A 22,432-nucleotide genomic window follows, 5' to 3' on the forward strand; every position below is an offset into this window, starting at 1 on the left:
TTGGTCCTTCGGACAGGAGTTTGACCGAGGCTGATGTCCCGAAGGGCTAATCTGCTGACCTATAGGTTGGCAAATACGCTCGGTTTGCCAAGCCACGGTATGGCAGAAGCTCCGGAAGGCCGGAGCCAGCCGGTGCCGCGCTCACTTGTTCCCGTCGATCCACTTCGACATCAGCCCCTTGTCGCGGAAACACTCATCCGGGACGGCGCGGCGTTTGATCCGGGCGAGGCGCTCGGCAAAGGCGACCTGTTTGGACGAGGGCAGGCTGTCCAGCGCTGTCGCGGGTGTGAGCTTGGCCTGTGCGTCGATCCAGGCGCTCAGGGACCGCCGATCTTGCTGAACCTCCCACGGCAAAAGTGTCTGATTGCGCAGGGCCAGAGCGCGCGCATAGGCGATCTGCTTGGGCGTCGCGGGCAGGGCGTAAGTGGTGCTTTCCATCGGGGATCTCCCTTCTTGGCGTGGCTCTTAAAATAGAACATAGCAAGAACAAAAGCAAGCTACCTGCGAAAATCATGGGGTTTGAGAGGAAGAGGAGGGCCGGGGAAGGTCAGGCCTGAGGGTGCCCGAAAGAGGGTGTCCGGGCCTGATCCTGTTCCTCATTCCGGAGTTTCCCGATGACCCATCTCGCCCCCTTTGCGACCGAGCGCGCCCTTGCGCCTCTTGTCCCCATCCCGTCCCTCGATACGGCCGCTGCGATCTTGAGCGTGGCCGAAGCGCTGCAGACTGACCTGGCGCAAGGTTTCCAGATCGACGCGCTGCGCCTGCGCGTTGAGATGGAGCGCGTCTTTGGCGGCTCTGATGCGACCGGCGCTTGGGACTGGAAGCTGGCCTATGAGGCGGGCGAGGCAGCGCAGGTCTTGTTCCTGCGGAAGTTTGGCCGCGCGCTGTTGGCGCGGGCTGGATCACCCGCCGCGCTGCTGCCGATCCTTGCCAAGGTGTCCGGCCTCTTGCCCACGCATACCCGACGTTCGGAGGAGATGGAGCAGTTCCAGCAGTTCTCGACGCCGCTGCCCATGGGGCTGGCGGCAATGGCTGCAGCACAGATCACCGCGCGCGATTTGGTGCTGGAGCCATCGGCTGGGACGGGCCTTCTGGCGATCCTCGCCGAGATCGCGGATGGCAGACTCGCGTTGAACGAACTCGCCGAGACCCGCGCCGACCTTCTGCGTCACCTCTTTCCGGGCCGACCCGTCACGGGCTTTGACGCAGCACAGATCGACGATCATCTGGACGCAGGCCTTCGCCCGAGCGTCATCCTGATGAACCCGCCGTTTTCGGCGGTGGCCAATGTCGACGCTCGCACCACCGAGGCGACAGCCCGGCATCTGCGCTCGGCGCTTGCGCGTCTGGCCCCCGGCGGACGGTTGGTCGCCATCACCGGTGCGGGCTTCGCGCCCGATGCGCCCGCCTGGGCGGAAACCTTCGCCCGCCTGACCGAGACCGCGCATCTGGTCTTTACGGGCGCCGTGTCAGGTGCTGCCTTCGCCAAGCACGGCACCAGCTTTGAGACGCGGATTTCGGTCTTCGACAAATGCCGCGGTTGCGAGCCGGGCGGCATCACAACCGATCTGACGCGCCCGATATCGCCTGATGTCGCCAGCCTGCTGTCGCTGATCACTGCCCACGTTCCCCCGCGCCTTGCGCTGGACGCCCGAAGCCCTAGCGCGCACGTCCCCACTTCCACCTTCCCGGGAAATCTTGCCCGCACCACGCGCGCAGCCATCAGCACATCGCGCGCCACGCCAGCAACACCCGCCACCAACACCGCTCCACAGATCAAGGCCGCAGACCTCGCCTATACCCTGCGCGATGCAACCGCGGACGGGGCCAGCACGCGCCTGTCGGATGCCATTTATGAGACCTTCCGCCTGCAGGCGATCGACATACCCGGAGCGGCACCGCACCCGACCAAGCTGGTGCAATCTGCCGCCATGGCCTCAGTCGCGCCCCCGAAACCGACCTATCGCCCTAAGCTGCCCGCCGCCATCAAGTGCTGTGGCCTGCTGTCCGACGCGCAGCTCGAGACCGTGATCTACGCGGGCGAGGCGCATGGCGCGTATCTCGCGGGGTCTTGGACTGTCGATGAAACCGGCGACATGGTCTCGGCTGCGCCCGACGATGCCACGGACGCCGTCCGCTTCCGTCGTGGCTTCTTCCTTGGCGATGGCACTGGCGCGGGCAAGGGCCGCCAATCCGCCGGTATCCTGCTCGACAACTGGTGCCAAGGTCGGCGCAAGGCGCTCTGGATCTCGAAGAGCGACAAGCTTCTCGAGGACGCTCAGCGCGACTGGTCTGCCCTTGGCCAGGAACGGCTGCTGGTCACGCCGCTGTCGCGTTTTGCCCAAGGCCGCGACATCCCGCTCTCCGAGGGCATTCTGTTCACCACCTATGCGACGCTGCGCTCCGAAGAGCGGGGGGCAAAAAAGTCCCGGGTCGACCAGATCGTCGACTGGCTTGGGGCGGATTTCGACGGGGTGATTCTCTTCGACGAAAGCCATGCCATGGCGAATGCCGCCGGATCGAAGGGCGAACGTGGCGATACCGAAGCGTCGCAGCAGGGCAGGGCTGGCCTGCGCCTGCAGCATAAACTGCCCAGTGCCCGCATCGTCTATGTCTCAGCCACCGGGGCGACTTCAGTTCACAACCTCGCCTATGCGCAGCGCCTCGGGCTCTGGGGTGGCGAGGACTTTCCGTTTTCGACGCGGGCGGAATTTGTGCAAGCTATCGAAGCTGGCGGCGTTGCCGCGATGGAGGTGCTGGCCCGCGATCTGCGGTCGCTTGGCCTCTACACGGCGCGCTCGCTGTCCTATGACGGCGTCGAATACGAGATGCTGGTTCATGCGCTCAGTCCCGAGCAGCGCGGCATCTACGATGCCTATGCCGGGGCCTTCGCCATCATCCACAACAACCTGGCCGCCGCGTTGGAAGCTGCAAACATCACTGGAGATTCTGGCACACTGAACCGTCAGGCCAAGTCCGCCGCCCGCTCGGCGTTCGAGTCTGCCAAGCAGCGCTTCTTCGGGCATCTGCTCACCAGCATGAAAACCCCCACCCTGATTTCAAGCATCGACGCCGATCTTGCCGCAGGCCACGCGGCCGTCATCCAGATCGTCTCGACTGGCGAGGCGCTGATGGAACGCCGCCTGTCAGACATCCCTACGGATGAATGGAACGATGTGCGGGTGGATATCACGCCAAGAGAGGCTTGCCTGGACTACCTCGCGCATTCCTTCCCCGTGCAGCTCTACGAGCCTTTCACAGACAGCGAGGGCAACCTGTCCTCGCGGCCTGTCACGCGAGACGGCCAGCCGGTGGAATGCCGCGAAGCCGTGCGCCGCCGCGATGCGCTCATCGAGCATCTGGCCTCGCTGCCGCCCGTGCCCGGCGCGCTTGACCAGATTGTTCAGCGCTTCGGCACCGATCTCGTGGCCGAGGTCACGGGCCGCTCGCGCCGTATCGTGCGCAAGGGCGAAGGTCCTGCCGCCCGCCTTGTCGTCGAAAGCCGGGCCGGCTCGGCCAATCTCGCGGAAACCGCCGCCTTCATGGATGACCAGAAGCGCATCCTGATCTTCTCGGATGCCGGCGGCACGGGGCGCAGCTATCACGCTGATCTCAGGGCAAAGAACCAGCGCCTGCGGGTCCATTACCTTCTGGAACCCGGCTGGAAGGCAGACGCCGCCATCCAGGGATTGGGCCGCACCAACCGGACCAATCAGGCGCAGCCGCCGCTGTTTCGCCCGGTCGCCACCGATGTGAAAGCGGAGAAGAGGTTCCTCTCGACCATTGCGCGCCGTCTCGACACGCTTGGCGCCATCACGCGCGGTCAACGCCAGACCGGCGGGCAAGGGTTGTTCCGTCCCGAGGACAACCTCGAGAGCCCTTATGCCCGCGATGCCCTGCGCCAGCTTTACCGCCGCATCTATCGCGGCGATCTGGCCGGATGCTCGCTCGGGGCCTTCGAGGATGCGACTGGTCTCAGCCTGACCGACGACAACGGGCTGAAGGACGACCTGCCCCCGATCACCACCTTCCTCAATCGCCTGCTGGCGCTGACGATCGACATGCAGGCCGTGCTGTTCTCGGTCTTCGAGGAACTCCTCGACCAGCGAATCGAGGGCGCTATCGCCGCTGGGGTCTACGACCTCGGGCTCGAGACGCTGCGCGCCGAGAGCTTTCAGGTGACGGACGCACGGGTGATCTACACCCATCCCGGCTCCGGCGCGGAAACCCAGCTGCTGAGCATCGCGCAAAAGCAGCGCAATACACCGCTGTCACTGGCGGATGCGCTCGACTGGCTCGACGACCTAAAGGCACGCCTGCTGGTCAACAGCCGCTCGGGCCGGGCTGCCGTGCAGGTGCCCGCGACCAGCCTGATGCTGGACGATGGCACCATCGAACCCCGCCTGCGGCTGATCCGCCCGACTGACGCCAGAACCGTGCCTGCCAAGATCATGGAAGACACCCATTGGCTGGAAGCCGACCGCACGGCCTTCGCCGCCGCATGGACTGCGGAACTGGCCGAGGTGCCGGAGTTCTCGGAAACCACGCTACACATCGTGGCGGGCCTCTTGCTGCCGATCTGGAAGCAGCTCCCCCAGGACGAAACCTGCGTCTACCGCTTGCAGACCGGCGATGGCCAGCGCATCATCGGCCGCCGCGTCTCGCCCGCCTGGGTCGTGACCACGCTGGCGGCTGACGCGCCGGAACTGATGGCGACGCAGATCCATGCCCTCGTACTTGAGGGCAAGACGGTCGTGCGGTTGGCTGAAGGGATGGAGTTGCTCCGTTCACGCGTCATGGGCGTGAACCGGATCGAGCTCTCCGGCTTCACTGAGGCCGCCAAAGAACGGCTGAAGGCCGATGGCTTCTTCTCGGAGATCATCAGCTGGAAGCTGCGGCTCTTCTGCCCAGCAGACCCGAGCGGAATCGCAGTGCTTGATCGTCTGCTTGCACGTTGTCCTGTGACGGGACTACATGCACGAGGAGGTTGCTAAGTCATGTATTCCGAGACCGAAGATGTGATCCGCGCTCTGGCGGAAAACGCAGAAGGCGTTTGTCGCGCCTACCTTCCCGCCGGGCGGCGGGAAGGGTCCTACTGGATCGTGGGCGATCTGCAGAACAACCCCGGCCGGTCGCTCTTCGTGCGGCTGACTGGACCCACATCAGGACCGGGAGCCCGTGGCAAATGGCAGGACGCGGCTGTCGGACTGCATGGCGATCTCCTCGACATCATCCGCGAGCGAACCGGGATCTCGCGCTTTCCCGATCTTCTGGCCGAGGCCCGGGCGCATCTTGGCCGACCCCAGCCGGTCCTCCCGAATACGCCAGTGCCGAAGAAGGCCAAAGCCCCCGGTGGCACGCCAGCGGCGGCGGCGCGATTGTTTGCAGCCTCGGTGCCGGTCGCAGGCACGCTTGCCGACACCTACCTCCGCTCCCGAGGCATCACCCAAGGCGGCACGATGAGCGCGCTGCGCTTCCACCTGAAGTGCTGGCATCGGGATGAGGGTCAGACCCGAAGCATCCCCAGACCGGCGCTGATCGCGGCTGTCACCGATGGGGCAGGGGCCTTGCAGGGTGTGCATCGCACTTGGTTGGCACCTGACGGACAGGGGAAGGCGGAGGTCGAGACGCATCGGCGGGCCATGGGTCACCTCCTCGGTAATGCCGTCAGGCTGACCCCGCAGCACAACATCCTCGTGGTCGGCGAAGGCATCGAGACCATGCTGTCCCTGTCCGAGGCGGCCTCCGGCCTTCCCGTCTGGGCGGCTCTCTCGTCGGGTCACCTCGGGGCGGTCCAGTTGCCGGAGGGGCTGCAGCGCCTTTACATCGCCATCGACCGCGATCCTGCCGGGCAACGCGCGGCGGAGAGGTTGAGCGCCAGAGCCCTTGATGCCGGGATTGCCGTCCGGGTGCTGGAACCGCTTCTCGGAGATTTCAACGATGATCTCCGAGCGAACGGCAAGGAGGCGCTGCGTCAGCATCTGGCTGGGCAGATCGGGCGAGAGGATCTGCAGCGCCTCTTGGGTTGAGCTGCATGGCGCAGAGGGTGGTCAGGGGCTGAGGGGGTAGGGGTCCTGCAGTCCTGTCGTGGGTGTGGATCATCACATTTGCCTCTTCCCGGATAAATCTCATCCACCCGACACCCGAGCGGCCTTCAAGAGATGGGCAGGCGGCCGTCAAAGGGGACGCCCCTTCAAGGACGGGGAGCGACTGATTTCCGCCGACGGGGACAAGCCCCGCCTTTGCATCGCGAAGCAAATCAGCCGCCCTCCGTCCTCCTCCACATGCCTTTCGGCCCCGAAAGGGGGTGAAGGGGCGGCCCCCGTGACGGCTTCCGCAGCCCATGAAGGCCGCGCGGGTTGACGCGCGGACGAGACTAGCCCGGAGGCAAGAACCGATGACGATCCACATCCACGACGACGCGCATGAACCCGCCCACACCGCATCCCAGACCGCCCATGCGCTCGACGAGCTGCAGCTCTATGGCTACCGCCCCTTTGACGAGCCCGATCCGCGCCCGATGCCCGATGGGCAGCGCCTCGCGGTCGCCGTCGCCGACATCTTCGACGCCCTCGTCGCGACCCTCGAAGACACCCGCATGGAACCCGACCTCGAAGAAGTGCTCTGGGGCCAGGTCAACCTCTTCCACCGCGCGACGGCCCGGATCGAGCGGTCACTCGATGAGAACGAACAGGCGCAGCGGCGCCTCCAGCGCGAGCAGGATGGCTCCGAGGTGAAATCCACCGAACTCGAGCGGCTGACGGCCGAAGGCCTCACCCTGATCGAACGTCGGAACTGCATGGACATGATGCGGGATCACGCCGCCACCGAGTTTGTCCATCACACGGGCTCTGCCTGGCGCCCCCGCACCGGCTCGATGGTGAACCGCCAGCACATGACCGCAGCGCTCATCGACAGCCGCGACTTCCTGGCCGCCAAGCGCCGCGCGGAAACCGAGGTGATGCTCCCCACAGGCCCCAAGGTCGCCCTCACCGGCGGGACCGACTTCAACGATCACCGCCTGATCTGGGGCAGGCTCGATCAGGTCCGGACCAAGTATCCCGACATGGTGCTCCTGCACGGTGGCAGCCCCAAGGGCGCAGAGCTCATCGCCGCCAAATGGGCCGAGGCCCGGGGCGTGACGCAGGTCGCCTTCAAGCCCGACTGGACCAAGCACGCCAAGGCCGCGCCCTTCAAGCGCAACGACGCGATGCTCGATGTGCTGCCCGTGGGTGTTCTCGTCTTCCCGGGCACCGGCATCCAGGAAAACCTCGCCGACAAGGCTTCGAGGCTCGGCATCCCGGTCATGAAGTTCGAGAAGGGGGCGTGAGCCCCCTCTTTCTTTTCGGGATAGAACATTGTGGAAACACGGCCATGCACTTGATATTGTGGTCTGGAGAGAGGCGCCAACAACATGTTCGACATATCGCAGCAAATGGAAGTGTTCCCGACCACGGTCGATCTCAAGCGGATCGACCCCTCCGTCAACATGCGGCGCTTCTATCGGATGACGATTCAGCCGGACTTGTTCGGTGGCGCATGCCTCGTGCGGGAATGGGGCCGTATCGGGTACCGAGGTCAGATGCTGATCGAACAGCACTCGGACGAAGGGCGCGCCGTCAATGCGCTCATGAAGCTTGCGGTGACGAAGAAGCGTCGGGGGTATCAGTTATTGTTTGAATCGTAAGAACGGCCCAGACCAGACCTTGACGACAAGTACCATCGCCGCAGCGCGGCTTCACCAGACCAGCCGTTCGTGCATCGCGCAGCATTTCAATATGCTGAAGGAGCAGTGTGCGGACAAAGCTGACGTTTGGAATGGAGTATTGAACAGCGGCTTTTCGAATCTGCTTTCGGGATTCGATCATAGCAAAGCCATGGACCAGCGAGATTTCGATGCGCGTCATGATGAGTTAAGTCGTTGATATTGTTGGTGCGGTTTCCAACTGTGCTAGGTCTGTGCTAGATTTGGGCATGGACACGCGGACCACGGGTTTTTTGACCATGGAGCTGCGGAAACCGGCGCAGTTTTCCTGGTTTGACCACTCAACACACGAAGTTTGATCAACTACGAGATAGGGCCTTGAAGCTCTAGTTGCTGTAGGTGCTATCCATTCGGGAGCTGAGCGAATCCGAGGTCCAACAATGGCATCCGAAAACCAAAATCATCACCATGACCACTCACATGATGGGGCACGCTCTGACACTGAAAGCTCGTGTTGTGGCGGCGAAGCGAGTTGCGGTGATATCGCTCCTGCGGCACCGGGTTCTGTCGAAGGACGAAGCTTTCAGGTCAGTGGGTTGGATTGTGCCGAAGAAGTTTCGATCCTGACAAAGGTTGTCGGTCCACAGGTTGGCGGGTCGGACCATTTGGCCTTCGATGTCATCAACGGACGGATGACCGTCCTTAGGTCAGCCAAAAGCACCACGGATGATCAGGTGATCAAACTGGTTGCCAGTACCGGAATGAGCGCGCGTCCGTGGGACGCGAATAGCGCCTCCACAGATCAGGCCGCTCATCTTGCCAGGCAAAGGCGATTTACCGCACTAAGTGGAGCGTTCTGGGCGGCCGGATTTCTGTGGCATTTGGTCGAAACCGGTTTGGGCGGCGCGCTTGGATTGTTTTCTGGGCACGGCGAAGCTCCAATGCCTTTGCCAGAAGTTGGGCTTTTTGCGCTGGCGATCCTGTTCGGCGTGTGGCTCGTTGCGCCAAAAGCGTGGTCATCAGCCCGGCGGTTGTCGCCGGACATGAACCTCTTGATGGTAGTAGCGGTCGCCGGTGCCATTGGGCTCGGCGAGTTCTTCGAGGCGGCGACCGTCGCCTTCTTCTTTTCACTTTCGCTCTATCTCGAAAGCTGGAGCGTCGGACGGGCGCGCAATGCTGTCGCGGCGCTCCTGGACCTTGCACCGCCAACAGCACGCGTGATCAGATCCGACGGCAGCGAAGCGACCATCCCGGCAGAACAGGTCGCCATTGGCGATCTTTTTGTCGTGCGTGGTGGCGACCGTATCCCACTTGATGGAGAGGTGACGGAGGGAGTTGGAGCGGTCGACCAAGCTCCGATCACTGGCGAGAGTGCGCTTGTCCCCAAAGGGCTCGGCGACGATGTGTTTGCGGGCACTATCAACGGTGAAGGCACACTGACCATTCGGGTAACGAAGGTGGTGGCCGATACCGTTTTGTCCAAGATTATCCGTATGGTCGGTGATGCGCATTCCCGGCGCGCTGAGGTGGAACAATGGGTCACCAAATTCGCCCGCATCTACACCCCTGCGGTTATGGCCCTTGCCATCGCCATCGCATTGCTACCACCGCTGCTGGCCGGTGGCACCTGGGGCTTCTGGTTCTACAATGCACTGGTTCTTCTGGTCATCGCCTGCCCCTGCGCGCTGGTGATTTCGACACCGGTTTCCATTGTCGCTGCGCTTGCCTCGTCTGCGCGGTCCGGCGTTTTGATCAAGGGCGGAGCCTATGTCGAAGCTCCAGGCCGGACAACTGCGCTGGCAATGGACAAGACTGGAACCTTGACAATGGGAGAACCCGAGGTTTCCGCGGTTTATCCGCTTGGTGGCAGCAGCGAGCGTGACCTGCTGAGCATTGCTGCCTCGCTCGAGGCACGCTCATCGCACCCACTGGCACGCGCCATTCTTAAACGGGCCGAACGCGACGGTGCTCTGATCACCGCCGCCGATGACACCAGAACGATTCCGGGACGCGGACTGGAAGGTCGTTCCGCCGGTAAAACGATTTGGCTCGGGTCTGATAGATTTGCCGAGGAGTTGGGTTTCGGCGTCGAAATCCCCGCCAATATCCGCGACCGGATCGAGGGAGCGGGCAGCACATTGGTTGCCGTGGGCGACGAAAATGGCGTGACTGGCATTCTAGAGCTGCGCGATCAGATCAGGCCCGACGCCAGAAGCATCGTGGCGAGATTGCATGGCCTTGGTGTCGGCACAGTCGTGATGTTGACCGGAGACAATGAACGCACCGCACGGGCGGTTGCAGCCGAGGTCGGAATCGACGAAGTGCGCGCCGAACTTCTGCCCGAAGACAAGGTCACCGCCATCGAGGAGTTGGTCACCAGCCACGACATGGTGGCGATGATTGGCGACGGTGTGAACGACGCACCTGCCATGGCGCTCGCGCATTATGGCATTGCCATGGGAGCGGTAGGGTCGGACGCAGCCATCGAAACTGCCGACGTCGCATTGATGACCGATGATATCGGCAAGGTGCCATGGCTCATTGCTCACTCTCGACGGACAATGGTGATCATTCGCCAGAATATCGGCATTTCACTGGCAACGAAGGCATTGTTTGTTGGCCTGACCGCGTTTGGCATGGCCTCGATGTGGGGCGCGATTGCTGCTGATGTCGGCGTGTCTCTGATTGTGGTGATGAACACACTACGGTTGCTGAACACCAAACACGATCAAGGGACACCGCACGGGGGCCTGGGAACGGGAGAACAGAGGGCCGCCGGTGCTCTTGCGCACGGGCACTGAAGATTTGCGTAGGATACGCTTTCCAGAATGAATTGGAACGAAGCGACAGGCTGCAGCGGGCCAGCTTTCGAAAACAGCCGTCGAAACAACAGATCGAGTGATGGGACGATGAGCCCTGCTGCGGAGATATCCGCCGCAGATTGGTTAGATACACGCGTCAGGTGAAGCGCCGCCTAAGCGCGACATTCACGGCCTCGATCGCGATAACCATGATGATCACTGCTATCGTTACGCTCGCCGCTTTATCGTACTGGAACGAGCGCACGTATGTCTGAATGTAGAACCCAATTCCGCCGGCCCCGACGATGCCTAGGACGAGTGACTCCCGCAAGTTCAACTCGAACCGGAAAATGGTGTCGCGGGCGATGACCGGCGCCATCTGCGGCCAGATTGCGTGGCGAAGACGAAGAATCGGACCGGCTCCGGCGCTTTCCAACGCAGCGATTGGCGCGCGCTCGACATTGTCGATCGCCTCTGAATAGAACTTTGCCAGCATGCCCGTGGCATGAAACGCAACCGCGATGATGCCAGGCAATGGTCCTAGCCCCACCGCCCCAACCATTAGCATTGCGACAAGTATCAGGGGAATGGCACGAATGAGCGCGAGCAGCGTACGAACCAGTCGATAAACGGCAGGCGGAGCCATCGTGTCGGAGGCAAGAATACCGAGCGGTACGGACAGGATGACGGCGCCGAGCGTCCCGACGATGGCGATGCGCAGTGTTTCTGCGCTGCCGCGCACAATCTCGGACATCACCGTCGGATCCGGGGGGAACATCCGTCCAAGAAAATCAGCAATGCGTGGCGCTGCGGACAGCAACCGGGACAGTTCAACATCGGTTGTCACTAAAGACCAGAGCACGGCACCTGCGATAAGCGCGCTGGCCGCAAAACCGCCGACATTCCGCGCGCGCTTCACTGAACCACCTGCAAAAGAGGGGAAAGCGGATTCTCGGCGTCCTGGTAAAGCTGAACAGTCGCGTCTTCGCTCAAATCTTCAGTGGCCATGTCGAAGACGATCCGCCCATTCCGCATACCGATCACCCTTTCAGCAAACCGGCGCGCCAGTTCGGGCTGATGTGAAGAGAAAACCGTGGTTGCACCGCGTTTTCTTGCAGCCCGGGTGAGAAGCGACAGAATCTCCGCAGCGCGGACGGGGTCAAGATTGCTAACGGGTTCGTCGGCCAGGATCAGCCTTGGTTCCTGTGCCAGACAGCGCGCAATCGCGACCCTTTGGCGTTGACCGCCGCTTAGGCTATCGACGCGCCTTTCGGCGAGATCCGCGATGCCGCAATCCTCCAACGCTGTCCGGGCGATGGTCACGTCATTCGGCGACGGGCGCGCCAGGAGGGCGCGGAAGAACTCCATCCGGGCTAGCCGGCCGTTCAGAACATTTCTCAGAACAGTGGAGCGTTCAACGAGCGCGAATTCCTGAAAGATAAAGCCCGTATCGGCGCGCCGGGCAAGAGGTGGAGCGCGATCGGGATCGAGAGCCGACCCGAGCACCGTTGCGCGGCCATGCCAGCCTCGCAGCCGCCCATCGAGCAGCGTCAACAGCGTAGTCTTCCCCGCGCCAGAGGGGCCAAGCAGCGCGATAGCCGCTCCTTCCGGCGTTAAAAGTGCGACCTCTGCCAATGCGGGCAAGCCCGAGCCAAGATGAGAGAATGCAAGGTCCTCAGTTTGAATTGCGGGTGTCATCGCAGCAACCCATATCGACTGGCCATGGCACGAACGCCTTCAAACGCTGTTGGATCGGCAGTAACATACCCATCGGGACCGTAGAGATAGCGCAGCATCTCGCTGTTTTCATCTTCGTTGAGCCTCAGCATCGCCGCAACAAAACTTGCCTGCACCTCAGCGTCGAGACCCGGGCGGGCGATCACAACATGGCTTGGGATAGTCTCGCTCTCTGCGATCCATGTCACTTGAGACTGCTGGTCAGGTGAAAGGAGCAAATCTGCAAACTGGCTGGCCCCTGCCGCATCGACGAGCCCTTCGGCCATCGCCTGCATCGCCTGCTGATAGCCCCCTGCGAAAAACATTCTGCCAAAAAACGTGTCGGCATCAGCCAAGCTTGCAATCAACCCTGCACGCTCGAACTCGGCCAATGGGTAGAGGTAGCCCGATTCCGAAACAGGATCGGCAAAGGCGATGTCGCGACCACGAAGATCGGCCAGGGTTTCGATGCCACTATCCCTGCGGACGAATACGCGGCCCGTATAGCTCGGCGAACCGCGGTAAATCTCGGACAGGAGCGGCACCGCCCCGATCTCGGCTTCGGCCAGAACGAAGGGCAGTGCCCCCATAAATGAAATGTCAGCGTCGCCATTGCGCAGTGCCTCGACAGCGGCGGCATGGTCGATGGTCACGAAGCCCTCCACCTCCACGCCGATTTCGGCGGACAACCAGCCGGTGATGGCCTCGATATCTCCAAGGAGTTTTTGCGGATTCTCCTGCGGGATGAAAGCAAGGCGAAGCGTTTCAGTTTGTGCCATGGCTGGCACTGCCAGCAAGGCGCACGCTCCCGCAGCGGATTGGGCCAGAAGATGACGGCGGGTCAGCAGTAGGTTCATCAGAACGCCCTTTCTTCGATGGCTTGCGCTTCGCCCTGAAAGGCCGCCCAGCTTGCCTCTGCAGCAGGCCAGTCACCAGCGCGAACAGCTGTGCCAACTTCAGCAAGGTGCGCCGCCAATGAATAGACTTCGGGGCGCGCGGACAGATTGGCCATCGTCCCGGCATCCGCCGCAAGATCCGAAGCGACGCTATCGGTCAGAAGCAGGATGTGGTGGATGTCTCGCCGCAGCAGAAGCGTGTCGAGTGTCGATGCAAAGGTGGTCAACTCAGCGAAAGCCAGCCGGAAGGGGGTGTTTTCGTCATCAAACTGCTCGTAAGGCTCATCCGCGGCACCGACGGCTTCGAGATAGGCGGTCAGATCATCTCTCTCAGCGCCGGACAGTCCAAGCGCATTTGTATCGTCGAACCAGTCCACAACGGCTGCGAGCGTTGGCAACGAGCCGTCGTGAAAATAGGGCGCGGTGTAAACCGTTCCCAACAAGGTCGGCGTGTCAAGCGCCCCTGCGCGCGCGTCCTGATAGGCTGGTGCAACCGATCCGATATCATGCGCCTGCCGGTCGAGGAAATTCCCGTCCGGGACGTGACAACTTGCGCAGGACCTGCCCCCGAGTCCATCGAAAGGCCGGTTGAAAATCTCTTCACCCTGCCGCGCAGCTTCGGAGGCAGCGGCAGTCAATTGCCCATCTCCGGTCAGCAGAGAATTTGGCAGAAAGTCAAACTCCGTCATGTAGGCGACGATGGCATCCAGCATGAAAGGTGTCGGCTCTGCACCCGCGAACTCATTGACGATCACATTGCGTGTGAAGTCGCGGAGGCTGGCGAAGCGACCGTCGCGACCATAGGGGCCAGTGAAGCGAAGACCGCGCAAGCTGGGAATGTCGATCGGGTCATCGCGCCGGTCATTGAACATCGGATTGAAGAAAGCGCCGTCCACATCCACCGCGCCGGGCTGATGGCTGGCACCGGGGATGAAAAAGCGCTGATTGATGTCCGAGCGGTTGTGGCAGGACGAGCAAGCAATCCCAAGCTCGCGTGCTGGTCCGCTGAAAATCTCGGGGCTATCAAACAGCATGTCGCCATATGCAATCAGCGGCAAATCGGTTTCATCGATTCCCTGCTCTTCAAAGCCCAGAACCAGACGTGGCAAGGGATCCTGATCGAATATGTCAGAGCCGGGTGGCAGCGTTACAGGGATGGCAACGGCGTGGCCTCCAAGGGCGACGGTTTCGGGCACAGCGCTCAGCGTGTCACGCGGCGCGAAGGAGTGAATGAGATAGTTAGCAGCAAGGTAGTCTGAAATGACCGCGCGCGAGGCTTGCATGGCGTCGCGGTCCGGCTGAACGACAGCGACACCAAGTACGCCGGCGGAGCCTGTTGCGCTTGCCATTTCCAGCCAGGCAAGGCCGATCTCCCGCGCGGCGTCTGGGTCGGCGGCGGCAATGTGGTCGGCAAATGCCCGGTAGAGTTCCTGTGCCGCGCCGACGGCTTGTTGGGCCGCTGCAGGAGTTTCGGCCGCGAGTGCTTCGTCCAATTCCTCGTTGATGCGTACGGCAATCAGTCGTGTCGCCTCCGAAAAAACGGCCTGGCGATCCTCGCTTGCAATCGCGGCTATCAGTTGATCAGTCTCCACATCGCTTTCAGCCTCAAGCCACTGAAAAGCGCCCTGCGCGAACTGGGACTGGTGATAAGGTTCGAACCACGCCCGCTCCAACTCATCCCACGGGACCGGGGTTAGATTGCCCAGAAACAAGGTCAACCGGTAGGCAGCCGCTTCGGGAATCCAGGGGGCTTCCTGGACCGGAGTTGCCGATGTAGGGCCACTAGCAAGACCAGCGCCAAGCGCTACACCAATCACAAGAGTGGAAAACTTGTGGAACACACGTAATCTCCGATCCAAAGTTAGATGAGGCTAACATATCTACCCGAGGCGAATAGTTGTCAATCAATTGTTGTTCCGGCATTGTCCCCCCATGACGAACCAACCTTCAAATTTTCGTGACGACACTGCCGCTTATGCGCGGGATCCCGAGGAACAAGCCGATGGGTTCGCAACCGTGCGAAAGGCGCATGAGAGCGAAATGGCTGAGGACTACGTTGAGTTGATTGCCGAACTTATTGAAGTTCAGGGGGAAGCACGTCCGGTCGATATTGCCGAGCGTTTTGGGGTGAAACCGCCAACTGTCACCAAGAATATCTCGCGCTTGAAAGCAGCAGGCCTAGTTCGCCGCGAGCGATATCGTTCGATTTTTCTGACTGACGAGGGGCAAGCGCTTGCCGATGCGTGCAGGCGGCGACACAGAATCGTGGTCGCATTCCTAATCAATCTCGGAATTGACCAGGAAACAGCCGAGCGCGATGCGGAGGGGATCGAGCATCATGTGAGCGAGGCGACTCTAGCAGCCTTCCAGCGTGCCATTGATGCATCATCCTGAGCATGGATGATTGGGGAGTACCGTGAAAAGTTAACCGAAAAGCCTTGCTAAAAGGAATACTGCAAAAACGGCCAGCAGGCCGAAGGCTATGGCCGAGACAGCTGCATACTGCGCGATATCGAGCCTGTTACCACCGCGCTTTTTTGCCAACAAGCCTCCCCAGACTGCGCCACCGACAACGCTTAAGACTACGAGCATTAGCTTTCCTCCGGATGCGATCGCCGCTTACCGCCAGCAAGCCAGGCGAACGAAACTCGCGCTCGTCCCGCCAGCCCTTTGATCGTGGATGAGGTAATGCGTTTTCCCCTGCTTGATGTCGAGGGGGCAAGGACATTTCTTCACATCTCGCGCGGAGTTGACTGGACTTTGGTTTTTGCAACCGCTCTTGTTTACTGGAATTTAGTCAGCACATCTGTGCTCTGGAATACCAAATCTTGGAGGGAAGCAGGCTCATGCTGACCAGGCGCCATTTTATCGTGACAGCTGCGGCGATGTTTTCGCCAGCGATTGCCGTCCCAGCACTTGCAACCACATGGCCAACCGAAACGCAACGGGCTGACTGGGATGCACAAGTTACGCCGCCGAACTACGATCCGGCCACAACGAACCCCTGGGGTTTGCACCCACGGTTGCTGCCGCAGCGGGTCGAAGCGCGAGCCGATCTTTCGCCTGGCGACATCCACGTCGATGCAGTGGCTCGGTATCTCTATCACATTGAAGAGGGCGGAACCGCCATGCGATATGGCGTGGCTATCGGTCGATCAGGTCTTTACGAGCCGGGCACCTACACAATCCGTCGCAAGGTTGAATGGCCGCATTGGATGCCGACAGCGGCTATGATCCAACGCGAACCCGAGTTCTATTCTCAATATGAGAACGGAATGGAGCCTGGCCCGCAGAATGCCTTGGGGTCGCGTGCTCTCTATCTCTATGTTGGCGACAGGGATACATATCTTCGCATCCACGGCACTCCCTATCCTCGTTCGATAGGATCTCGCGCAAGTTCGGGCTGTGTGCGCATGGTCATGCCCCATATTAATGACCTCTACGAACAGGTTCAGGTCGGAGTTACCGCCCATCTCTATCCAGCTAATGGAGACGGCCGCGCATCGGCGCATAGTTGATCGGTTCGGATTTACCGGCGTTTCGGAGCCGTGCGGTGGCAAGGCTCGCGAGGGATGTTGGCATTCCGGCAACACGTGAGGTGTCAATCATAGGCCTGACGTTCCGGAAGAAATTGCAGACGAATTTGTCCGCTAATTGGCCGCGGGAAGGTCAGCCTCACGCCTTGTACAAATCGAGCGTCCAGAGGCGGTTAACAGCGGCAGCATTGTCGTCTCGACGGGTCCAACATGTTGGTACCAGTAGCACCCGTCGTCGGGCCGCAGTCGTACGGCCTGAAGATTTTGATAGGATGCGGCAATTGCGACGACCTGCTCCGGCAATTCCTCCATGTAGTTCTGTTGAGTGGCGGACGTGTCGGTAACTGGCACAGCACAGGCCCCGAGCGAAAGGAATACGGCAGCAGACAAGGTCCCCTTGCAGAATGCAGATATCCACCCGCCAACCATTGGGTTTTCCAGACGCCCGCCCGCACAATTCCCAGCCTCTTCTATTAGAGTTCCGTGAATGTTTGTCACTGATATGCCGCCTGATTGTGTGCTGCTCTGCATAGATCAAATTCCTTGATAGCTTGCGAAAATCTCGGTCGATCCGTCCCGGTTTATGAGGAAGACATCGTATGCATCTGCGCGCCGACTCTGATCCATACCTGGCGATCCGAGCGGCATGCCCGGCACAGCCAGTCCTATGGCGTCTGGGCGTTCCTCCAGCAAACGGCGAATTTCTGTAGCGGGAACATGGCCTTCAATAACGTATCCGTCCACAAGCCCCGTGTGGCACGAAATCATGCGCTGTGGCACGCCGTTCTCCAGCTTGAACCGAACCAGAAGCCCCGCGAACATGTCTTGCCCGGTTGGAGCGAAGTCGTTCTCTTCCAAGTGCTCCATCCAGGCAAGGCAACAGCCGCATCCATTGGTCTTGTAGACTTCGATTGGCATCGCCTGTGCAAGGGCTTCCGCCGTTGGGAAAAGGGTTAGGGCAAACGCGAGTGCCGCAAGGGGTCGCTTCATGGATTAAATCCTTTCGATGTCGCTTGAGAAGCCCATGCCGGCGAGTTGCTCGTCGAGCATGGCGCGCGCTTCGTTAAGACGCGAGAGCGCGGCAGCATCCAGCGCTTCACTTTCCACGCCCGTTATGAGGCGTTCGTCGGAGAGAGGATCGGTGGGGCGGCCATCCACACGTACTTCGTAGTGCAGATTCGGTCCCGTTGCAGTGCCGGATTCACCAACGCGGCCAATCGTGTCCCCCGCAGCCACGGACTGGCCGACGGCGAGGCCCTCGGGGACGGCGCTCAGATGGGCATATCGGGTCATGGTCTCGGACCCGTGAGCAATCTCGACGACGCGACCATAGCCACCGCGAAGCCCGATGAAGCTGACTTGGCCAGGGGCAGTTGCAAAAACCGGTGTTCCGTGGGGAGCGGCGAAATCGACGCCTGTATGCATGCGCGTACTACCGTAGATCGGATGCGTCCGGCGCCCAAAGACCGAGCTGAGACGCGCGCCCGCAACGGGTTGGGCGAAGACCCGAATTATTTCTCCGTCACGATAGATAGTTGCGCGACCTGACTCATCCCCGGGCCAAACAATCTCGAAGACTGTGTCACCGAGGTCAAGCGCCACGAAGGTCAGACTCGGCTGGCCAATGATCTCGTTTCCAACCCGTGCCTCCTGCCACATCAGCCGCAAGGTTTCACCGCCCCTCAGATCACGCCGGAAGTCAAATGTTCCACCCAGCATCTGTGCGAGATCGACCGCGAAGCGTGCTGGCATTCCGGCCTCGTCGAGTGCTGCAAAGACAGAACTTTCGATACGCGCCTCTCCCGCGCGGATCACCAGTTCGGGCTGAGGAACAAGGACGCGTGTCTCAACTTCGGTGCCAAAAACCGCTTCAATACGGACGCCGCCATCCAATTCCAGAAGGACGCTGTGCAGACGGGATTCCGGACGGGTCGTCACGACGGTGAGACCATGTCCCGGACGCAGGCGCCGCAGATCGTATTCTGCCCCAAGCGCCAGCGCGACCTCGGCCCTGTCTGTGGCCCCGAGTTCGGCATCTGCCAGCACCCCATCGAGCGTTTCACCCGGAGCGAAATCACGCGACCAGGATAGGAGTGGCGGCTCTATGACAGGGAGCGACTCCTCGACACTCGCGGCGACGGGAAGCGGCGGCGGGGGTGTAAGTTCGGGCCGCGTTTGCACTTGGGAAACACTCAAGTCGACAATCGGCGCCTCAGAAAGCTCAGGAGAAGTGACGGTTTCCGGAACCCACCGAATGGCGGCTGCGAGCGAGGGCGGGACGGGTTCAACTTGCCGGACGCTCCAAATTGCAAAGGCAATGGCTGAAACGACACCCGCTGATGCAACCCCGGAAACCAGATACCATTGTTTCATGTTTCACCTACAGCGTCTGCTTCCATTGCTCTGCGGATCTTCGGCACCGCGAATTCCCTCGGCTCGTGATAGTCGATGGAGCCGGCGAAGCGTCCTTCCGGGTCGAACAAGAACACGCTCGCCGTGTGGTTCATCGTATAGTCGCCACTCTCAGTGGGCACCCGTTCATAGATTGCGCGAAAATCGGCCGCAGCACGCGCGATCTGTGGTTCAGGGCCTGTCCAACCGCGTATTGCGGGATGAAAATAGCCTACATATTCCGCCATCGCGTCAACGGTGTCACGCTCGGGGTCAACTGTGATTAAGATCACGTTCAACCGTTCTGCATCATCTTCCAGGTCGTCCAGCCAGCCGGAAATGTCGGAAAGCGTTGTGGGGCAGATATCCGGGCAAAAGGTGAACCCGAAGAAAACCAACGACGCGCGCCCGATCAACATGTCGGGTCCAACCGGTTGTCTTTCATGGTCTTGCAGACGGAAATCCATTTCCGAGAAGGGCAGCGGGCGCTGCTCCGCCGGATCAGGCGCGACAGGACCGTCTACGCGCCACCAGCCGACAAGAAGTGTCAGCCCGAGTGCGCCGAAACCCGTCGCACCATAGCCGAGAAGCGCCCGCCGCCGCATCAGCCCTCGGGTCCGCGCGCGGCGATGCCGAGGATCGGCACGTCGACCGTGACGTCACCGCCATCCGAGAATGTCAGCGTCAACGGGAAGGAGTCACCCTCGGTCATCGGAGATTGCAGACCCATCAGCATCGCATGCAGGCCGCCGGGTTCCAGCGCCACGGTTTCACCGGCTTGAATCGTGATCTCGCCTGCCGGTGCCATGGAACTGATGCCCTCGGCAGTTACTGTTGTCTCGTGGATTTCAGGCATCATTGCCAATGGCGTTGCGAGCCCAGTGAGGGTCACTGCGACGTCGCCTGTGTTGCGAACTGTTAGGTACGCAGCGCCAGGCCGGCTGGTGGAAATTGAGGCGCGCGCCCAGGCGTTTTCAATCTCCACGTCCTCTGATCCGGCTAACGCCGCGACGGGTGCAGCGAGGACTGTAACGAGGGCCAACGGCATGACAAGAGTCACTCTTTTCATCTCGGTTTCCACTTCAAGTTTGGGTGCTCACGACTCGCTGGCGACTTCTTCAGCCACAAGCGCGCGCAATTCCGCCTCGCCAAATGGGTCGACAGGCCGGCCGTTCACGAAGAATGTGGGCGTCTGGCGCACACCGACGGTTTCGATATCTGTGCGCTCTTGGTTCAAAAGCCCGGTGGTTTGCGGCGCCAGCATCTGAGCCTGCGCGGCCTCGGGGTCGAGACCCGCCGAAACGGCAACCTGCAGGATTAGGTCGGGGCGCATGTCTCCATGGGCCGCCCACCGGGGTTGTTCCTCCATGAGCGCTTCGAGGACCGCTTCGAAGTTCCCTTGCATTCGGGCGGCTTCGAGGACGCGAATGGCGATTTCGGAACCTTCGCCGTGGAACGGCGTGTATCTTAGAACGACCCGGACACTTTCACCATGTTCAGCCATGATGTCCTCTACGATCGGGTAGAAGGCACGGCAGGCTTCACAGGCCGGATCGAAGAACTCGACGATGGTGACAGGCGCTTCCTCAGGTCCCAGGATGGGTGAATAAGGCCGAATGAGCGCCAGTTGCAGTTCGGTCGGAACCTCTGCGCTTTCAGTCGCGGGGGTGGATCGCGTCGTGTACCACACCGCTGTTGCAAACAGTGCAAAGCCGAGAGCGAGAACTCCCAGGACAATAGATCGGCGGATCATAGCTGATTTTCCTTCAGAGACAGGGCCGACAGGCTCGCGGTGAGCGTAAAGGCCAGAAGCGACAGTGCCGGAATCGGAAGTCCGAAGATTTTTTGATTGTCATCGGTACAAGACGGACCTGTCGCGGTGCAGGGTTGGATGGGCTCTGGGATGACACCGACATAAAGACCAGAATGCCAAAGCGCGATAGCCATGCCACCTAGACTGAGCGCGACACCGTAGCGTCCAACGCCAGTGTCCTTCCACCAGAGGCCAAGGCCCAGAATGATTGGCAGCGGGAACATGAACGCGCGCTGATACCAGCAGAGCAGGCAGGGCATTTGGCCCAATACTTCGCCGATGAACAGAACCGACAGCGTTGAGAAAAGCGCAACGATCCATGCGGCCATGAGCGCCGCCTCGCCTCTCAGGCTTGATGTCATCATTCCATATATTCCCTCAATTCCACCAGAATCTCTTCCGCCGGAGTGCCATATTGCCAGGACGTGGTGTATCCCGCGTCAGGGTTGAACAAGAACAATTGCGAAGAGTGGCCCATTGTGTAGCCGTCAGGTGCCGACGCTTCTTCGATACGTTCGAAAAAGATGTGGAAGGTGTCCGACGTAAGGGCAATTTGAGCTGGTGTTCCGGTTAGACCGATTATCCCAGCGTCGAACCGCGGAACGAAATCCGCAAGCACCTCGGGCGTGTCGCGCTCCGGATCGATGGAGATGAAAAGCGGCTGGACTTGTTCCGCATCGTTGCCAAGCAAGTCCATTACTGCGGCGACCTCGGAAAGCGTTGTTGGACAGACGTCCGGACAGTTTGCAAAGCCAAAAAACACGAGCATCCATCGACCTGCGAAGTCCGCCTGCGTCCGTACAATCCCCTGATGGTCCGTAAGCTCGAAAGCAGCGCGGAAGACCTGCGGCTCGTCTGACCCCTGTTCGGAACGGTAACTATCCCAAAGCAGAAGCATAGCAAATGAAAGCGCCGCGACACCGACCAGCACCCAAAGGATCTTTCGTAGAAGCGCCAGATTCACTGCAAGTCGCCCGCCCATATTCGCCAATTTGTCGGGCTGTACATCCTCTAGCAGCTAGAGGTTCAAGTTGTTTCTTCAGCTTCAGCAGTACCATCACGAGGTCGTGACTGAGGTGTTGCAATTCTATCCCCAGCCCTCCAAACCTACAAAGACTATAGCTAGAAGGAGAGGGGAATGCTGACAATAGGTGGCTTGGGAAAGAAAACCGGCACCAAGGTTCAAACGATCCGGTACTATGAACAGATCGGTTTGATGCCAGAACCGGACCGGACCGAAGGCGGGCAGCGCCGTTACAGTCTTGCTGCGCTGGACCGGCTTTCCTTCATTCGGCACGCGCGTCAGTTGGGGTTCTCGCTCGATGCAATCCGAGAACTCCTCGACCTAGGCGACCACCCTGATCGGCCTTGCGAGGAGGCGGACCAGATTGCACGTCGGCAACTAAAGCAGGTTGAGCAGAGGTTGCAGCGTCTGGAAGCGCTTCGGCAAGAACTAAAGCGAATGGTTCACGAATGCAGTGGTGGGAGAACTGCCGACTGCCGCGTTTTGGAAGTGTTGCGCGATCATTCGGAATGCCTGACCGACCACAACGAGATCGGAGCCTAGCTTCAAA

The 22,432-nt window shown here is 60.8% G+C and carries 21 protein-coding genes; 9 read left to right on the forward strand and 12 right to left on the reverse strand.

The features are described from left to right. Window positions 1-141: 141 nt before the first annotated feature. The gene (locus EP237_RS13505; protein WP_111369415.1) at window positions 142-438 is read right to left on the reverse strand and encodes a hypothetical protein; all 297 of its coding nucleotides are present in this window, start codon (window positions 436-438) and stop codon (window positions 142-144) included. A 176-nt stretch (window positions 439-614) separates the two neighbouring features. Between EP237_RS13505 and EP237_RS13510 the strand changes: the two genes are divergently transcribed. From EP237_RS13510 to EP237_RS13535, 6 genes are all read left to right on the forward strand, one after another. Further along, on the forward strand, window positions 615-4,994 hold the full coding sequence (locus EP237_RS13510; protein WP_127561424.1) for a bifunctional class I SAM-dependent methyltransferase/DEAD/DEAH box helicase: 4,380 nt from the start codon (window positions 615-617) through the stop codon (window positions 4,992-4,994). A gap of 3 nt (window positions 4,995-4,997) precedes the next feature. Beyond that, window positions 4,998-6,029, forward strand: coding sequence for a DUF7146 domain-containing protein (locus EP237_RS13515; protein ID WP_127561425.1), 1,032 nt, complete (start codon window positions 4,998-5,000; stop codon window positions 6,027-6,029). Between the two features lie 368 nt (window positions 6,030-6,397). Beyond that, window positions 6,398-7,330, forward strand: a complete 933-nt coding sequence (locus EP237_RS13520) for a DUF2493 domain-containing protein (protein WP_127561426.1) — start codon at window positions 6,398-6,400, stop codon at window positions 7,328-7,330. A gap of 84 nt (window positions 7,331-7,414) precedes the next feature. Beyond that, window positions 7,415-7,687: a WGR domain-containing protein gene (locus tag EP237_RS13525; protein ID WP_127561427.1), complete on the forward strand. Its 273-nt coding sequence runs from the start codon at window positions 7,415-7,417 to the stop codon at window positions 7,685-7,687. 19 nt (window positions 7,688-7,706) lie between these two features. Continuing rightward, window positions 7,707-7,925 carry a hypothetical protein gene (locus EP237_RS13530; protein WP_127561428.1) on the forward strand — a complete coding sequence of 73 codons (219 nt, stop codon included), beginning with the start codon at window positions 7,707-7,709 and terminating at the stop codon, window positions 7,923-7,925. A gap of 220 nt (window positions 7,926-8,145) precedes the next feature. Further along, complete coding sequence (locus tag EP237_RS13535) at window positions 8,146-10,506, forward strand: heavy metal translocating P-type ATPase (RefSeq protein WP_127561429.1); 2,361 nt, start codon at window positions 8,146-8,148, stop codon at window positions 10,504-10,506. Window positions 10,507-10,663: 157 nt separating this feature from the next. On the opposite strand, the gene phnE is transcribed toward EP237_RS13535, so the two are convergent. From phnE to EP237_RS13555, 4 genes are read right to left on the reverse strand one after another with little or no spacing between them, the layout of a single operon-like run. Continuing rightward, window positions 10,664-11,425: a phosphonate ABC transporter, permease protein PhnE gene (gene phnE / locus EP237_RS13540; protein WP_127561430.1), complete on the reverse strand. Its 762-nt coding sequence runs from the start codon at window positions 11,423-11,425 to the stop codon at window positions 10,664-10,666. Then, the gene (locus EP237_RS13545; protein ID WP_127561431.1) at window positions 11,422-12,204 is read right to left on the reverse strand and encodes a phosphonate ABC transporter ATP-binding protein; all 783 of its coding nucleotides are present in this window, start codon (window positions 12,202-12,204) and stop codon (window positions 11,422-11,424) included. The genes phnE and EP237_RS13545 overlap by 4 nt, the downstream gene beginning before the upstream one ends. After that, on the reverse strand, window positions 12,201-13,079 hold the full coding sequence (locus tag EP237_RS13550) for a phosphate/phosphite/phosphonate ABC transporter substrate-binding protein (RefSeq protein ID WP_127561432.1): 879 nt from the start codon (window positions 13,077-13,079) through the stop codon (window positions 12,201-12,203). The genes EP237_RS13545 and EP237_RS13550 overlap by 4 nt, the downstream gene beginning before the upstream one ends. Beyond that, the gene (locus EP237_RS13555) at window positions 13,079-14,959 is read right to left on the reverse strand and encodes a cytochrome c peroxidase (RefSeq protein WP_127561433.1); all 1,881 of its coding nucleotides are present in this window, start codon (window positions 14,957-14,959) and stop codon (window positions 13,079-13,081) included. Before EP237_RS13555 ends, EP237_RS13550 begins: the two co-directional genes overlap by 1 nt. Before the next feature lie 91 nt (window positions 14,960-15,050). On the opposite strand from EP237_RS13555, the gene mntR reads away from it, so the two are divergent. Together mntR and EP237_RS13565 are read left to right on the forward strand one after the other, a co-directional pair. After that, window positions 15,051-15,512, forward strand: coding sequence for a manganese-binding transcriptional regulator MntR (mntR, locus tag EP237_RS13560; protein ID WP_127561434.1), 462 nt, complete (start codon window positions 15,051-15,053; stop codon window positions 15,510-15,512). A gap of 452 nt (window positions 15,513-15,964) precedes the next feature. Next, window positions 15,965-16,636 (forward strand): L,D-transpeptidase, encoded by a 672-nt coding sequence (locus EP237_RS13565; RefSeq protein ID WP_127561435.1) that lies wholly within the window; start codon window positions 15,965-15,967, stop codon window positions 16,634-16,636. A gap of 552 nt (window positions 16,637-17,188) precedes the next feature. Here EP237_RS13565 and EP237_RS13575 read toward each other — a convergent pair. Genes EP237_RS13575 through EP237_RS13605 form a run of 7 tightly spaced genes read right to left on the reverse strand, consistent with a single transcriptional unit; the run spans window position 17,189 to window position 21,756 of the window. Further along, window positions 17,189-17,644: a DUF411 domain-containing protein gene (locus EP237_RS13575; RefSeq protein WP_127561436.1), complete on the reverse strand. Its 456-nt coding sequence runs from the start codon at window positions 17,642-17,644 to the stop codon at window positions 17,189-17,191. A gap of 3 nt (window positions 17,645-17,647) precedes the next feature. Beyond that, a complete protein-coding gene (locus EP237_RS13580; protein ID WP_127561437.1) occupies window positions 17,648-19,027 on the reverse strand; it encodes a M23 family metallopeptidase in 1,380 nt (459 codons plus the stop codon). After that, on the reverse strand, window positions 19,024-19,650 hold the full coding sequence (locus tag EP237_RS13585; protein WP_127561438.1) for an SCO family protein: 627 nt from the start codon (window positions 19,648-19,650) through the stop codon (window positions 19,024-19,026). The genes EP237_RS13580 and EP237_RS13585 overlap by 4 nt, the downstream gene beginning before the upstream one ends. Next, window positions 19,650-20,114: a copper chaperone PCu(A)C gene (locus tag EP237_RS13590; protein ID WP_127561439.1), complete on the reverse strand. Its 465-nt coding sequence runs from the start codon at window positions 20,112-20,114 to the stop codon at window positions 19,650-19,652. The genes EP237_RS13585 and EP237_RS13590 overlap by 1 nt, the downstream gene beginning before the upstream one ends. A 27-nt stretch (window positions 20,115-20,141) precedes the next feature. Then, window positions 20,142-20,798: a DsbA family protein gene (locus EP237_RS13595; protein ID WP_127561440.1), complete on the reverse strand. Its 657-nt coding sequence runs from the start codon at window positions 20,796-20,798 to the stop codon at window positions 20,142-20,144. Beyond that, window positions 20,795-21,187: a disulfide bond formation protein B gene (locus EP237_RS13600; RefSeq protein WP_476703634.1), complete on the reverse strand. Its 393-nt coding sequence runs from the start codon at window positions 21,185-21,187 to the stop codon at window positions 20,795-20,797. The genes EP237_RS13595 and EP237_RS13600 overlap by 4 nt, the downstream gene beginning before the upstream one ends. Window positions 21,188-21,219: 32 nt before the next feature. After that, window positions 21,220-21,756 carry an SCO family protein gene (locus EP237_RS13605; protein WP_206052302.1) on the reverse strand — a complete coding sequence of 179 codons (537 nt, stop codon included), beginning with the start codon at window positions 21,754-21,756 and terminating at the stop codon, window positions 21,220-21,222. 240 nt (window positions 21,757-21,996) lie between these two features. Between EP237_RS13605 and EP237_RS13610 the strand changes: the two genes are divergently transcribed. Beyond that, window positions 21,997-22,425: a MerR family transcriptional regulator gene (locus tag EP237_RS13610; RefSeq protein WP_127561441.1), complete on the forward strand. Its 429-nt coding sequence runs from the start codon at window positions 21,997-21,999 to the stop codon at window positions 22,423-22,425. Window positions 22,426-22,432: the final 7 nt, after the last annotated feature.

The sequence above is a fragment of the Nioella ostreopsis genome, assembly GCF_004000255.1.
In the GTDB taxonomy this organism is placed as follows: Bacteria; Pseudomonadota; Alphaproteobacteria; order Rhodobacterales; family Rhodobacteraceae; genus Nioella; species Nioella ostreopsis.

What these genes read in the sequence shown, in the direction of transcription:
- EP237_RS13505 (WP_111369415.1), bottom strand. Translation starts at nt 438, where the DNA reads ATGGAAAGCACCACTTACGCCCTGCCCGCGACGCCCAAGCAGATCGCC.
- EP237_RS13510 (WP_127561424.1), top strand. Translation starts at nt 615, where the DNA reads ATGACCCATCTCGCCCCCTTTGCGACCGAGCGCGCCCTTGCGCCTCTT.
- EP237_RS13515 (WP_127561425.1), top strand. Translation starts at nt 4,998, where the DNA reads ATGTATTCCGAGACCGAAGATGTGATCCGCGCTCTGGCGGAAAACGCA.
- EP237_RS13520 (WP_127561426.1), top strand. Translation starts at nt 6,398, where the DNA reads ATGACGATCCACATCCACGACGACGCGCATGAACCCGCCCACACCGCA.
- EP237_RS13525 (WP_127561427.1), top strand. Translation starts at nt 7,415, where the DNA reads ATGTTCGACATATCGCAGCAAATGGAAGTGTTCCCGACCACGGTCGAT.
- EP237_RS13535 (WP_127561429.1), top strand. Translation starts at nt 8,146, where the DNA reads ATGGCATCCGAAAACCAAAATCATCACCATGACCACTCACATGATGGG.
- EP237_RS13545 (WP_127561431.1), bottom strand. Translation starts at nt 12,204, where the DNA reads ATGACACCCGCAATTCAAACTGAGGACCTTGCATTCTCTCATCTTGGC.
- EP237_RS13550 (WP_127561432.1), bottom strand. Translation starts at nt 13,079, where the DNA reads ATGAACCTACTGCTGACCCGCCGTCATCTTCTGGCCCAATCCGCTGCG.
- mntR (WP_127561434.1), top strand. Translation starts at nt 15,051, where the DNA reads ATGACGAACCAACCTTCAAATTTTCGTGACGACACTGCCGCTTATGCG.
- EP237_RS13565 (WP_127561435.1), top strand. Translation starts at nt 15,965, where the DNA reads ATGCTGACCAGGCGCCATTTTATCGTGACAGCTGCGGCGATGTTTTCG.
- EP237_RS13575 (WP_127561436.1), bottom strand. Translation starts at nt 17,644, where the DNA reads ATGAAGCGACCCCTTGCGGCACTCGCGTTTGCCCTAACCCTTTTCCCA.
- EP237_RS13580 (WP_127561437.1), bottom strand. Translation starts at nt 19,027, where the DNA reads ATGAAACAATGGTATCTGGTTTCCGGGGTTGCATCAGCGGGTGTCGTT.
- EP237_RS13585 (WP_127561438.1), bottom strand. Translation starts at nt 19,650, where the DNA reads ATGCGGCGGCGGGCGCTTCTCGGCTATGGTGCGACGGGTTTCGGCGCA.
- EP237_RS13590 (WP_127561439.1), bottom strand. Translation starts at nt 20,114, where the DNA reads ATGAAAAGAGTGACTCTTGTCATGCCGTTGGCCCTCGTTACAGTCCTC.
- EP237_RS13595 (WP_127561440.1), bottom strand. Translation starts at nt 20,798, where the DNA reads ATGATCCGCCGATCTATTGTCCTGGGAGTTCTCGCTCTCGGCTTTGCA.
- EP237_RS13600 (WP_476703634.1), bottom strand. Translation starts at nt 21,187, where the DNA reads ATGGCCGCATGGATCGTTGCGCTTTTCTCAACGCTGTCGGTTCTGTTC.
- EP237_RS13605 (WP_206052302.1), bottom strand. Translation starts at nt 21,756, where the DNA reads ATGCTTCTGCTTTGGGATAGTTACCGTTCCGAACAGGGGTCAGACGAG.
- EP237_RS13610 (WP_127561441.1), top strand. Translation starts at nt 21,997, where the DNA reads ATGCTGACAATAGGTGGCTTGGGAAAGAAAACCGGCACCAAGGTTCAA.